Here is a 12970-nt window from a genome sequence, read left to right on the forward strand (position 1 = left end):
AAGATTAGAAGAAGCGATCGCCTCTTTTGACCAAGCCCTCAAAATCAAACCCGACGACCACCAAGCTTGGAACAATCGGGGCGTTGCGCTAGGAGATTTGGGAAGATTAGAAGAAGAGATCGCCTCTTACGAGCAAGCCATCAAAATTAACCCTGATAAAGACAATGCTTGGTACAACAAAGCTTGCTGTTATGGGTTGCTAGGGAATATCGATTTGGCAATAGAGAATTTGCAACAAGCTCTCAACCTAAATCCTGAATGCCGAGAAATGGCAAAAACTGACACTGATTTTGACAATACTCGAGAAGATAGACAGTTTCAAAATTTGATTAGTCGTTAGTCATTGGGCACTTGTACTGAGCGTTGCCGTTGGCGCAGCCTCTCGTAGAGAAGTATTGGTTAGTAGTTAATCTACCGCAAAATTGGGCTACCGTGATGATGAACTAAATACCACTTACCACCAAGAAACTGAAATATATTTGTAGCTGTTGATTGTGCTTCAAGTCTTCTCGCACCTACCACTTGAAACACATTTTCTCTCAACACAACGTAGGCGATATTATCACTTAGTTCTGTAGCAATTATATCTGTGTTAATTTCGATATAAGCGGTATTTTTAAATATCTGTTCCCAAGAAGTGCGAATCTCTTTCCAACCTCGCAGTATATTACTTCCAGGATGAATACAAAAACTACCAGTTCCTTGTGACCATACTGCACTCATTGTCTCAATATCTTTTCTTTCAAAAGCTCGATAAAAAGCTGCATTAGCCGCTAAGACTTCATCCTTCGTCATGGGTAATCAAATATTAAAAGTTAGGAGTTAGGAGTGGGAGTTTCAATCGATTCTCCTGTCGGAGATGCTGCGCCTAGCGTGGCTTCCCCGTATAAGTACGGTTGAAGCTCGTATCGACACTCGATAGTGTCCCTTGCGCTTCTGGTAGAGAACTGACTTTTCAGGATATGTAGAAAACCTCTCTTCTTTATCTCTCTGCTTTTAGGAGAGAGACTTTGAATTTTCCCCCTTCCCGCGACGGGAAGGGGGTTAGGGGGTTAGGTTTTTCGTGGGGTTTTCCACATAACCTGAATTGTCAGGGTAGAGAAGCGTTAGCGACGTAGAAGCGGGTTGGAATTCTTCTTCGCAAGAGTATTTCCTTTCAGTCTTGATAACGAGATTTACGCCAATTTTAATCGGTTCCCAATTTTTTAGCTGATCCTGGTTGCGGTTATAGCTAAGGTAAAAGGTAAAAGAGAGAATTTTTTACTTTTAGCTTCCTAGCCTGTGTGAATAACTTGACGACAAACAAACTATCTACACCCCAGTTGTTTAAAGGCATTGCGCTATTTACACCTGGAGGAGATTTAATTTATTGCATCGACCCTAGCAAGCAAGGTCGATGGCATTTGCATTTATGCTCGGCTTTGCAAGAAATCCTAGATTTGCCAGAGCCGCCGCACTTTTTAGTGCCTTGTTATACTGCGACTATTGACCACTGGTTAGATCCGCGCACTCAACAAGTGCGAACTTTTGCTGAAGCTTATCCGGCTGTAATTAGACATCAAACTTTGCTTAATTCCATTTTTGGCACAGGGGAGTTACTATGGCAAGCAGCTCCTTGGCAGGAGGGGTTGTGCGATCGCATGGTATTAACAACTTATCGTTCGTCATTCCCGCAGCTTTGGGAGGATCACGATTTAATTGTCCGTCTAGACCTTTCTGAACCTGTGCCAAAATACCACCAACCAGTAATAGTACAAAAAAAGGAAGCGATCACACAAGGTTATGTTCTGCGCTTGTTTGTTGCAGGACATAGCAGTACTACTGAACGCATTCTGCAAAATTTACACGAATTATTAGAGCGATCGCTCGGACACCCTTATACTCTGAAGGTGATTGATGTTTTAACTCATCCAGAACAAGCAGAACTCAATCAGGTTTCTGCAACTCCTACCCTTGTGAAAGTTTGGCCTCACCCAATTCGGCGAATCGTTGGAGAGTTGGATCATGTAGAAAAGATTTTACAGATGTTAGCTGCTAAGGAAAAATTTTAAGTAATCAGACTAGTTTTTTTACCAAGTGTGTAAATGGGTAGGTGTTGGTAAAGAGCCTGACTAAGCTTGCTTTATTATTCTTCAATTGATGTTTTTTGCTGAGATAAACTTGCTAACTCGGTTGCTAAAGTCTCTTCTAATAGATCTATAATTGCGTGCGGGTCAGTAGGGGACTTCATCATTTCAGCCTCTGGATCAGAGCGATTTTTGACATTAGGGATATCATGGCGTAATTCCTCAACTAAACTAATGAGTTTAGCGATTTTCTGCTCAGAGAGCATGTTGAGTTGAAGACTAAGCTGCGCCCGTTGCTCTGCTAACTTTTCTTGTCGCTCTTGTTTAATCAACACCCCTGTTGTCACCAATAATGAACCCGTAGTCAGTGAAAATTGTAACCAAGGAAATGGAACAGGATCAAATCTTGGTATGGCTAAACGTCGTGGTAAAACATTGGGTGTTACCCACAGAATAATCCCAAGCACGATGCTATATAGGAATGCAGGACGACCAAAAAAGCTAGTTACCGTTTCTACAAGCCGCTGGTGTTGTGGTATGTCTTTTTCGTGACGTCTGTGCAATGCGATGATTGTCTCAATATTTTTACTAATAGATTCCGGTAATGGGGCAGTGGGCAGAATGTTTTGACGATGTGTTTGAGACGATACTTGCGATGAATCGCTTGGATTTGATTTATTGTTGGTTTGCATTGGTAGTCTGACTTGATGAATGGGGTAGAACTTCTGATTTCAAATCTTTAGCGACGCTTCCTTGATGGGAAACACTACTGACTCCTAACTCTTGCTGTAATCGGGGACTTTATGGCGATTTAGTTAAACTATAAAAACTGTCAGAACGAATCCGACTGCTATTTCGCCAAACTTCAACTTTTTCAGGGCTAACTAAATAATAAAAACTCCCATTATCTGCTCGATATCTGCCTTTACCAATATTCAAAGCTGCTATTTTTATCGGCTTACTTGGGTCTTGCTTTAACTGCCCAATATAAAATAGCTGACCATTTTCCTCACAGACTTTTATACGAATACTTGCAGTCTCACCCTCAATCATGGTAACTCCATTGCATTTAATATCACTGCTAACAGGTGCAAAATCTATGGGAATTGGCTGTGAAAGTGAAATTTGCTTTGCTAGTGGGGATGGCGAGACTGGGCGGTTCGGGTTATCCACTTGCTGAACTCTAGAACCAGGGCTAACACTTGCAGTTAAGGATGTCAATACACGAAGGGGGTCAACTGCTATTCGACCATTTGGATGAACTTCAAAGTGCAGATGAGGTGCTGTACTATTGCCCGTAGATCCCATCTCGGCAATAATTTGACCTTGAATGACCTGTTGACCTTTGCTCACCAACAAACGGCGATTGTGACCATAAACAGTAATGCTGCCGTCGAGATGTTTAATAGTTATGGCATTGCCTAATCCCCAATCATCCCAACCTGCTTTTACAACTGTACCGGATGCAGCAGCAACAATCGGAGTTCCAGCTGCCCCTGCAATATCAATTCCTTCATGTTGATATTTGCGGAAGCCTTGAGAAATAAACCCTTGAGTCGGCCAGATTAAGTTAGAAGCAGGGATAGGAGTTTGCCCAATTGGGGAATCGCCTGCTAACTGTGTTAGAGCGGATGTAGTTGTACTTAATACGACGGTTAAGGATATTAACCCAATTAGTCCATAAGTACGGTATCGATAAACGGTAACTTTTTTCATAACTTGTAAGCCGATTAATACAGTAATTCAGATAGTTTCTGATTCTTTTTTGTTTCAAGCTTACTCGGTATATATCAGGAAATTAAATTGATAAGTCTTTAACCGGACACGATCTAATATCTGCCCCGTATGCCAGCCACCGACGCGTCGAACGGCGGCATACGTTTATGATAATTTTTCCCTTCTGGCTCAGACCTTAGTGTAATTATCGATTACTTTTGCTAAGTCTGGCACTGCTTCTTCTACGTGCTTTTTGGCGGAACCGCGAAGTTTTTCATAGGTTCCTCGGACGATTTGGCGCTTTGCGTTCTTGACTCTCGCATCGGTGACACCCAGTAACGCGTCTGCCGTATGAGTGCGATTCGCACTCAGGTGTTCAATTGGATCGCCTTTCTCTACGCCTTGACTCCAGATGGGATCAAGTGCTGTGAAGCACTGCGGCAGGATTTGCTCAACCACGTAGGGGATATACCCTGGCTTCACCCCCTTCAGGGCGGCGAAGGCAGTTTTCAAAGCGATGCCGCTCATCCCTGATTTGGAGGCAAGCTGTCCTTCTATCATGTTGCAACAGTCATTTATGACCATAGCCTTTTTGGTCGGGTTCAAAAGTCCGTCGCTAAGTCCCATTTCACTCTTCCTTCTCTAAGTACTTAATTTCTATTCGACTAATTTTTTTAGCAAGCAGGAAATTACAGAAAATGGTATCAGAGTTAGAGGATGTTATGGAGATAGAGAATATGGGTAAGTCGAATTGAGCCGATCGCCCAGTTGGGGATCTGTCTTACCAGGCAATTTGCGATCGCTCTTGCACAACTCGCTGATAAACTTCCTCGGTTTGCTTGGCTAATTTCGGCCAGCTAAAGCGCCGCTCTAAATCTTCATAAGCATTATCTACCAGCCATTGCCGATAACCTGGATTTTTCAACACTTCCAAAATTCCCCAAGCTAAAGAATCGGGATTATTCACCCAAGTCACAATACCTGTTTTGCTATGTTGCACCACTTCTGGAAAACCACCAGTATCAGAAACTACTACAGGAACACGAGAAGCAAAGCTTTCTAAAGCCACAATCCCAAAGGGTTCGTAAAGACTAGGAAAAACGGCACAGTCAGCGACAGTTTGGAATTTATCTAAGTATTCATCGGAGACAAAACCTGTGAAATAGCAATGATGCCAAATTCCTAAATTCCAGGCTTGGCGCTTGAGATGGTCAGTATTGCCGCCACCAATGATTACAAATTTAACCTTACCTCCCATTTGAGAAAGTATTTTGGGTGCGGCATTGAGTAATACAGGTATACCCTTTTCGTAGGTCATGCGACCAAGGTAGTAAACGATTTTCTCATCGTCTGTGGCAAATTGTCTGCGAAAATCCTGAGCATGAAAATCTACGTGATGCTGTTTCTTTTCGGCTCGGATACCGTTATAAATGACATCGATTTTCTTCCAAGGACTGTGTAGCGCTCGTTCTACTTCTTGGCGCATGTATTCGCTACAAACGATAATTCGCCAAGCGTTGAAAGCCAGCAAGTTTTCTTTGCCATTTATATAGCCTTGGATGTCTGTGTTAATACCGTTATAGCGTCCGTATTCTGTAGCGTGAATTGTGGCAATTAGGGGTATTTTAAAATTATGCTTGAGAGCGATCGCGGCATCTCCGACTAACCAATCATGTGCATGAATTAAATCAAAAGATCCTTCCTCTAGAATCAACTTACCACCGTGATCTCCCATACTCAGGTTGAGATTGACTACCCAGTGGAAAAAGTCGTTACTATGTCCGACTGACACCCGATGCACCTTTACTCCCTCAACTACCTCATACATCGATGCCTGACCAAACTCCGCCGTAATTAGGTGGACTTCATGCCCTAGCTTTACCAGTTCTGGGTACAACTCCGCTACATGCCGCGCAATTCCTCCAACAATCCTTGGCGGAAACTCCCAACTCAGTACCAGTATCTTCATCTACTATACTCCCCGACACTTTACAAATATCCAAAAAACTAGATTTATCTAAAAATACAAGGATGCTAAATGCAGTGAGTATATTTACTAAAATTTTTAGATTTTTTAACAGTGATTTTGTTAAAGCTTATCAAAAGTTATCAACTGTTGAACAACTTGCAGACTAATATAAGCTTCTTTTGCAGTGGTATTAATCGGTGAGATTTGAAGAAGAATACATTCGTCAGAATTCAGGAGCGGAGCTTGCTACTTCATGCAAAAGAAAACTGCTGTAATGGCTTGTTCACTATGCTTTCATCTTTAACCAGCCAAATACCTGTTCTACTGTTAACTCTAAATCAACACCATCTAGAACAGTCAAGCTATCTTCTCTATGACAAAATTCTGGTTGTTGATCTGGTTTAAATACAAGAACTGAGCGGTCATCAGGATCAATCAACCATCCCAACTGACAACCATATTTTAGGCAGTGTAAAATATTGCTTATAACTCGATTGGAACTCTGATCTGGAGAGAGAATTTCAATTGTCCAGTTCGGAGCAATTAGCACATCATCTACAGGTTCTCCGTTATTGTCAAACTCAATTTGTTGCCAATAAATAACCGCCACATCTGGAACAGTTGACCGACCACCAAAAGTACAACGCAACTCCGGAAAAGCATAAGCGATTTGCTTTTTCTCTGTGACTTCATTAATCCCATTAATCAACTTAGCTTGAAGTCGGGAGTTGCGGGTTTTCGGCATTGGTTTCTGGCTAATTTCACCATCAATATAAATACTTGCAGGCTTTGTTTCTGGTAATTTCAGAAACTCCTCTAAGGTTAGAGATGCAGATTTTGCAAGACTCATGACTTCTGCCACTCCGAAAGTCCTACATCCAGTTTATCAACGTTCGCGACTAGTTGAATGTAACAAAATCACAGCGTTCGGACAATAAGTTGCGCTCATTTTTCCATTAATGGATGATAAGCAGTATCAGCAAATAAAATACCCTCGGATATGACACCTGCGACAAATTCTTCGAGCGAACCCCCAAAGCTGCAACCCAATACACTGCAATTGCGCCATGCGATCGTCATGGCAGTAGCGGCGATGTCTCCGGTGGGTGCTATCTTTTTTAATAGCATTCCACAAGCGGGACTCGTCGGTGCAGCAATGCCGTTGTGCTACATCATTGGTTTTGGGGTGGCTCTGCTGGTTGCTGATCAAATCAGCATACTTGCAGCCGAGTTCCCCACGAGTGGCTCGTTGTATACCTTTGTGACTCAAGGATTAGGAGTGCGCTGGGGCTTTCTCGCTGGCTGGTTGAGTTTAATTTCCTTTGGTGTCGCTATTGCCTTTGTCCTTTTAATAATGAGTGCGAATTTTCAAGACCTCTTGCTGCACTGGTTTGGCGTACACCTAGACTGGACAGTATGGTATTGCTTGTTCACTTTCATCGTCGGGGCAGTGTGTTATCGCGGCATTCGCTTCTCGCTGCAATTGGATCTGACGCTATTGATGTTTGAACTCGGCGTTTGTCTGTTGCTTGCGCTCATCGTGTTCATACAAGCTGGCAAAACCGGACAACTGACGCTCGTACCCTTCACGCTAACGGGATTACCACAGCAGAACAACCTGGTTGCCGGTGTGATTTTGTCCATCCTCAGTTTCGTCGGGTTTGAATCCGCAACCACGTTGGGTGAAGAAATTCAAAACCCCCGACAGTCAATTCCAAAAGCGACGGTGATCACCCTACTTTTAGTCGGCGTGTTCTATGTGCTGATGTCATATGTAGCAACGGTGGGATATGGCATCCATAACATGGCAGCCTTTGCCCAAGATAGTGCCCCCTTCGATACGATTGCGCGTCACGTTTGGGGCAATGGGTTCGCCTTATTGATTGATTTTGCCGGAATTATGGCTGGATATGCCTGTGCCGTTGCCTTTCTCAATAGTGCTGCTCGGATTGTCTATGCCATAAGTCGAGAAGAACTATTTCCCCGTTGGTTGGCGCACATTCATCCCACCTATCGCACACCGGCAAATGCCATTCTTGGGTTGTGTGGCAGTTCTGCGTTTGTGGGGCTGGGCTTGGGAATGCTGTGGACACCGATTCAGGCGTTTGCCTTTCTGGGTACAGTCTTAACGCTGGCTGCCTTAGCGATTTATGGATTGACTAGTTTGGCGTGTTTTCGATATTTCTCGACAAAACGCCGCGCTCAGTTGGAGCGAAACTCTACGAATCGCTTTGGTTGGTTGCGTCATACTCTACTACCTTGGCTCTCGATAATCGCAATTAGTGGTGTTTTAATTGGCACTCTTTATCCGCCTCCACCAGCACCGCTTCACTTAGCACCAGTTATCGTCTTGATTTGGATATTCCTGGGCATCGGAGTGTTAAGTTTCCTGCAAATTCACAAACCCGAAGCTATTCGTCAGGCAGGTAGACTATTTGTCGTTGATGAAACTGAAACCCTCAGTTAGAACAATGTAGTACTGTCAATGCGTAAGTCCTACTATAAATTGCGATCGCCTAAAAATAACCTTTTTTGGAGATGTCGTTTCACCTGTGGAATACGCTCTCAATCCTTACTCTGCGACTGTTTTACTTTCAGAACTAGCCCTTTTAAGGTGACTGGTAAAATCTCTTTTTTCTCTCAGCCCTCTCTGCGTCTGTGCGGTTTAAAAGTAATTTCTTTAACCTTATTAGGCGCAGAGAACACAGAGTAATAAGATTCTTCAAGCAAGCTTTTGGTAAAGAATTGTAATCTAAAATCCCAAATCCAAAACCCAAAATTCGTATGAGTCCCTGACTACGGTAGTCTAGATCAGAGTGAATTTATCGCCTCGTTTGATATATTGTTTTATGACTTCAGTAGTTTCTAGTCCCCCACGCACTATTCGGATTGGTTCACGCAAAAGCCAACTTGCTCTGGTTCAGACCTACTGGGTACAAGAGCAACTCCAGAAAAGCTTTCCTGATATCACTTTTGAAGTCCATACCATGTCTACCCAAGGCGATAAAATCTTGGATGTAGCATTAGCTAAGATTGGCGATAAAGGACTTTTTACTAAAGAACTTGAAGTCGGAATGCTCAATCAAGAGATTGACTTTGCGGTTCATTCTCTCAAGGATCTGCCGACTCATTTACCAGAAGGGTTAACACTGGCAGCAATTACGGAACGGGAAAACCCAGCAGACGCATTAGTGGTGCATGAAAAGCACAAAGATAAACAAATCGATACATTGCCAGAAGGTGCAGTAATTGGTACATCTTCGCTGCGGCGGTTAGCACAGTTACGCCACCACTTCCCCCACTTTACATTTAAGGATGTTCGGGGAAACTTGATTACACGATTGGCAAAGCTGGATGCAGGCGAATACGATGCCCTGATTTTGGCAGCAGCAGGTTTAGAGAGATTGGAAATGAGCGATCGCATTCATCAAGTCCTACCGAAAGAAATCTCCCTCCACGCCGTTGGACAAGGAGCTTTAGGGATAGAATGCCGTACTGATGATAGTGAATTGCTATCTCTACTCAAAGCGATCGAACATCCCCAAACACGCGATCGCTGTCTTGCCGAACGATCTTTTTTACGCTCTCTAGAGGGCGGATGTCAAGTACCTATCGGTGTAAATACAGAAATATCTGGTAAAAATTTGACTTTAACAGGTATAGTCGCCAGTGTAGATGGTCAAAAGTTCGTAAAAGATACCGTCACAGGGATTGCCAACAATGCCGAAGCGCTAGGCATAGAACTAGCAGAACTGTTGCGGCAACAGGGAGCGCAAGAAATTTTGTCAGAAATTTTTGCGGTGATTCAGCGCGGTTCCTGAGCAATTAGGCAAGCCGATGTGATTAGATAAGAATTGATCGCCGTTGCACTCTCATATGTGCCAGACGCGACAAATCGCGTTGGTCGGGATCATAGAGTTAATTTGACAATCTCAGGGAAGCAAAAATTACCATGCGGATTCTATTTGTTGCAGCAGAGGCAGCACCCATTGCGAAAGTAGGAGGAATGGGTGATGTTGTCGGGGCATTACCCAAAGTCCTGAGAGAAATGGGGCATGATGTGCGGATATTCTTGCCTTACTACGGCTTCCTGCCAGACAAAATGGAAATTCCCCAAGAACCCATCTGGTGGGGAGATGCCATGTTTCAGCACTTTGCAGTATACGAAAGTGTTCTGCCTGGTACTGATGTTCCTTTGTATTTATTTGGACATCCCGCCTTCATGCCCCGCCGCATTTATTCTGGAGATGATGAAGATTGGCGGTTCACTTTGTTTGCTAATGGTGCAGCCGAGTTTGCCTGGAATTACTGGAAGCCAGAAATTATCCATTGCCACGATTGGCACACGGGAATGATTCCCGTGTGGATGCACCAAGATCCTGATATCAACACAGTCTTTACCATTCATAATCTGGCTTATCAAGGACCGTGGCGTTGGTATTTAGAGAGAATTACTTGGTGTCCCTGGTATATGCAAGGACACAACACAATGGCAGCGGCAGTGCAATTTGCCGATAAGGTAAATACAGTTTCGCCCACCTATGCCGAGCAAATCAAGACGCCTACTTACGGTGAAACATTAGAAGGTTTGCTATCCTTTATTAGCGGGAAATTATCTGGGATTATCAATGGTATTGATACTGAAGTTTATAATCCAGTAGATGACAAATATATAACTCAAACCTTCAGTACTGATACTTTAGATAAACGTAAGTCCAACAAAATTGCTTTGCAAGAAGAACTAGGGTTAGAAGTCAACTCCAAAGCCTTTTTTATTGGGATTGTGACCCGATTAGTGGAACAAAAAGGCATTGATTTGATATTACAAATCCTCGATCGCTTCCTATCTTATACAGATGCACAGTTTGTGCTGTTAGGAACAGGCGATCGCTACTATGAAACTCAGATGTGGCAATTAGCATCTCGCTTTCCCGGACGCATGGCAACTTATTTACTATATAACGATGCCCTGTCTCGCCGGATCTACGCTGGTACTGATGCCTTCTTGATGCCTAGTCGTTTTGAACCATGCGGGATTAGCCAAATGATGGCTTTGCGTTACGGTTCTGTGCCCATTGTCCGCCGCACAGGTGGATTAGTTGACACCGTAACCCATCACGACCCCGAAAATGCCGCAGGTACTGGTTATTGCTTTGACCGCTATGAACCGCTAGACCTTTTCACCTGTATGATTCGGGCTTGGGAAGGTTTCCGTTTCAAACCGCAATGGCAAGAACTACAAAAACGCGGCATGAGTGAAAATTTTAGTTGGTATCAATCTGCCAAAGAGTACGTGAAGCTGTACAGGTCAATTTACGGTTTGCCAGAAGAAGAAGAGGAGACACCAAAACCAGAGTTAGTTTTAAACGAAGCAGTCACCACTAGCAAGTCCTGAACGCCTGTAAAGGTGTACAGATATACATTGGTATGAGAAGGAGTCAGAATTCAGAATAACCCCATGAATGAATTCAGGAGTTTCAATAAAGTTGCTAAGATTTCTTCTTCTGGACAGATAAATCCGCTTGCTATATAACCTCGATTTGCCACCCAGTGCCTTAACATAAAGCTGAATTCTGACGACTGGCGTCTTTATTCTTCTTGGTTAACTTAAAGGAAAATCTGCTTGGTTCGAGGTTTTGCCCTCACCCCCAGCCCCTCTGCCAAAATTGTAGGAGAGGGGAGCAAATTTTCCAGTTCCCCCTCCTTTGTCTCCTGCCCCCTGCTCAAGAACTCCCGATCACGGTGCAAGGTAATGGAAAGCCCCGTTGTGAGGTCAATTGCAGAGCAATTCATCCGGGCAAATCAGTATCCTAGACGGGAGGAAAGGCAGCTTTGAGAGGAAATGAATTCCGGGGTAGAGCCGGAACTTATTCGGCGTCGTCGCCGTCAAAAACGCAACACGACGCAAAACCATGACGACGAACGAGAAAAACACGGTAGTACAGATGAATTAAAACCAAGTAGGAACATCATTATCATCATCCTCTCCATCACTTACTTCATCCGGATCATGTTTCCCATTATCGTCTAAACCTCTGAAAGAAGCCTCTACGGCGGCAGCAGGTGCTAAGATCCATGAGTCGCTAGCATTTTCCACGGTAGTTATATAACCATCGTACTTTGTATCGGGAGCTAGGCTTTGATTACTGTAGGAGATGTTGCTGATGCGAACGCGATCGCCATAGTGAATTGGACCTGCATCGCCATCCGCTTTAGTAATCTGCCAGCTCTGTTTATCCTCATCATTGCCATCTTGCCAATAGTAACAATCATGGCTATCCGCAAAAGCTCCCAAAACATTATTGTTGCCTATTGCTGATTCTGTCGTTGTGATTTTGATGCGGCTGTTGGATTGAACCTCGCCATTGCCACCCACAAGTTTAAGTTTTACTACTTTTTTTTTCTCTTGACCCAACTTCGGCCAATTGTAGCGTCCTTGGTCAACCGCAATCCAGTATTTACCGCTCTCGTGTTTGAGATAAAAGTTATCATCAAACTTAACGACATCTTGATTCTTAACGACATCTTGATTAGACATAAGGATGTTCTCCTGATTAATTACACATTTGTGTTACTAAAACTTATCCAGAAACAGCAAAAGGTTTCTTGACACCTCGACAATCGACCGAAATACATCCATCACCCAACGCATAAAGTCTTCTCCTCGATCCCCACCATCCATCTAAATCGTATGTAAGCGATTGGTGCGACTGTCCATATGATGAACTCGGTTGAGGAGTTTTTTGGCTCCAGTGCGCTCTGGAAGGAAGCGCATGTAACCTATTGGTGACTGGCATTAGTGACTGTCATTATTTGTAAGTACTACTTATTACGAGACATTTTCCCACTTTTCGTCCAAAGTAAAATACATAAAGATCATATTCTGCTCGCAAAAATATTGATTTATATAATAAAGTAGATTTGTTAATATGGGAACTCCAAGAAATAAATTATTCAATCTTGTGGGGTGGGTAACGTGAGCGCCCAGTTCATAGGGCAGGCGAGACGCCTACCCCACAAGAGTTAGTTAGATATTTTTTTATTTGAAAGTCCCTAAAAATCGTAGCAATTAAATACTTAGTCGAGTAAAGTTTGGGCGTTTAAAGTTTGCACCATACCGCTAAAAGCAGTATGGTGGTGGGTAGTTTATTTCAAAACTCCTAATTATCGAACAGAATAAAGGTGCCAGTCGTCAGAATACAGGAAAGGTATTCTGTAC

12 protein-coding genes are annotated in these 12970 nt (G+C 43.4%); 5 read left to right on the top strand and 7 right to left on the bottom strand.

Annotated features, from left to right (window positions below; translation table 11 throughout):
* Positions 1-340 (top strand): tetratricopeptide repeat protein (locus tag PUQ00_RS27855; protein WP_300422689.1); only part of this gene is annotated, 340 nt, incomplete at its 5' end.
* 71 nt (positions 341-411) lie between these two features.
* Here PUQ00_RS27855 and PUQ00_RS27860 read toward each other — a convergent pair.
* Positions 412-795, bottom strand: coding sequence for a nuclear transport factor 2 family protein (locus PUQ00_RS27860; protein WP_300422690.1), 384 nt, complete (start codon positions 793-795; stop codon positions 412-414).
* A gap of 488 nt (positions 796-1283) precedes the next feature.
* Between PUQ00_RS27860 and PUQ00_RS27865 the strand changes: the two genes are divergently transcribed.
* Positions 1284-2051 (top strand): circadian clock KaiB family protein, encoded by a 768-nt coding sequence (locus PUQ00_RS27865; RefSeq protein ID WP_300422692.1) that lies wholly within the window; start codon positions 1284-1286, stop codon positions 2049-2051.
* Between the two features lie 74 nt (positions 2052-2125).
* Here the strand turns inward: PUQ00_RS27865 and PUQ00_RS27870 are convergent, their stop codons facing one another.
* From PUQ00_RS27870 to PUQ00_RS27890, 5 genes are all read right to left on the bottom strand, one after another.
* Positions 2126-2758 (bottom strand): DUF1003 domain-containing protein, encoded by a 633-nt coding sequence (locus tag PUQ00_RS27870; protein WP_300422694.1) that lies wholly within the window; start codon positions 2756-2758, stop codon positions 2126-2128.
* Between the two features lie 109 nt (positions 2759-2867).
* Positions 2868-3782, bottom strand: coding sequence for a M23 family metallopeptidase (locus PUQ00_RS27875; RefSeq protein ID WP_300422696.1), 915 nt, complete (start codon positions 3780-3782; stop codon positions 2868-2870).
* A gap of 189 nt (positions 3783-3971) precedes the next feature.
* A complete protein-coding gene (locus PUQ00_RS27880) occupies positions 3972-4409 on the bottom strand; it encodes a hypothetical protein (RefSeq protein WP_300422698.1) in 438 nt (145 codons plus the stop codon).
* Positions 4410-4563: 154 nt separating this feature from the next.
* Positions 4564-5751, bottom strand: coding sequence for a glycosyltransferase family 4 protein (locus PUQ00_RS27885; protein WP_300422699.1), 1188 nt, complete (start codon positions 5749-5751; stop codon positions 4564-4566).
* Positions 5752-6037: 286 nt separating this feature from the next.
* On the bottom strand, positions 6038-6601 hold the full coding sequence (locus PUQ00_RS27890) for a Uma2 family endonuclease (protein ID WP_300422701.1): 564 nt from the start codon (positions 6599-6601) through the stop codon (positions 6038-6040).
* Between the two features lie 150 nt (positions 6602-6751).
* Between PUQ00_RS27890 and PUQ00_RS27895 the strand changes: the two genes are divergently transcribed.
* The 3 genes from PUQ00_RS27895 to glgA all read left to right on the top strand — a co-directional run bounded on the left by PUQ00_RS27895 (position 6752) and on the right by glgA (position 11146).
* Positions 6752-8218 carry an APC family permease gene (locus PUQ00_RS27895; RefSeq protein WP_300422703.1) on the top strand — a complete coding sequence of 489 codons (1467 nt, stop codon included), beginning with the start codon at positions 6752-6754 and terminating at the stop codon, positions 8216-8218.
* A 382-nt stretch (positions 8219-8600) separates the two neighbouring features.
* The gene (hemC, locus tag PUQ00_RS27900) at positions 8601-9572 is read left to right on the top strand and encodes a hydroxymethylbilane synthase (RefSeq protein WP_300422705.1); all 972 of its coding nucleotides are present in this window, start codon (positions 8601-8603) and stop codon (positions 9570-9572) included.
* Between the two features lie 131 nt (positions 9573-9703).
* Complete coding sequence (glgA, locus tag PUQ00_RS27905; protein ID WP_300422707.1) at positions 9704-11146, top strand: glycogen synthase GlgA; 1443 nt, start codon at positions 9704-9706, stop codon at positions 11144-11146.
* Positions 11147-11701: 555 nt separating this feature from the next.
* Here glgA and PUQ00_RS27910 read toward each other — a convergent pair.
* The gene (locus tag PUQ00_RS27910) at positions 11702-12289 is read right to left on the bottom strand and encodes a hypothetical protein (protein WP_300422708.1); all 588 of its coding nucleotides are present in this window, start codon (positions 12287-12289) and stop codon (positions 11702-11704) included.
* Between the last annotated feature and the right edge of the window lie 681 nt (positions 12290-12970).

This window comes from Nostoc sp. S13 (assembly GCF_029379315.1).
Lineage (GTDB): Bacteria > Cyanobacteriota > Cyanobacteriia > Cyanobacteriales > Nostocaceae > Nostoc.

What these genes read in the sequence shown, in the direction of transcription:
- PUQ00_RS27860 (WP_300422690.1), bottom strand. Translation starts at nt 795, where the DNA reads ATGACGAAGGATGAAGTCTTAGCGGCTAATGCAGCTTTTTATCGAGCT.
- PUQ00_RS27870 (WP_300422694.1), bottom strand. Translation starts at nt 2,758, where the DNA reads ATGCAAACCAACAATAAATCAAATCCAAGCGATTCATCGCAAGTATCG.
- PUQ00_RS27875 (WP_300422696.1), bottom strand. Translation starts at nt 3,782, where the DNA reads ATGAAAAAAGTTACCGTTTATCGATACCGTACTTATGGACTAATTGGG.
- PUQ00_RS27880 (WP_300422698.1), bottom strand. Translation starts at nt 4,409, where the DNA reads ATGGGACTTAGCGACGGACTTTTGAACCCGACCAAAAAGGCTATGGTC.
- PUQ00_RS27885 (WP_300422699.1), bottom strand. Translation starts at nt 5,751, where the DNA reads ATGAAGATACTGGTACTGAGTTGGGAGTTTCCGCCAAGGATTGTTGGA.
- PUQ00_RS27890 (WP_300422701.1), bottom strand. Translation starts at nt 6,601, where the DNA reads ATGAGTCTTGCAAAATCTGCATCTCTAACCTTAGAGGAGTTTCTGAAA.
- PUQ00_RS27895 (WP_300422703.1), top strand. Translation starts at nt 6,752, where the DNA reads ATGACACCTGCGACAAATTCTTCGAGCGAACCCCCAAAGCTGCAACCC.
- hemC (WP_300422705.1), top strand. Translation starts at nt 8,601, where the DNA reads ATGACTTCAGTAGTTTCTAGTCCCCCACGCACTATTCGGATTGGTTCA.
- glgA (WP_300422707.1), top strand. Translation starts at nt 9,704, where the DNA reads ATGCGGATTCTATTTGTTGCAGCAGAGGCAGCACCCATTGCGAAAGTA.
- PUQ00_RS27910 (WP_300422708.1), bottom strand. Translation starts at nt 12,289, where the DNA reads ATGTCTAATCAAGATGTCGTTAAGAATCAAGATGTCGTTAAGTTTGAT.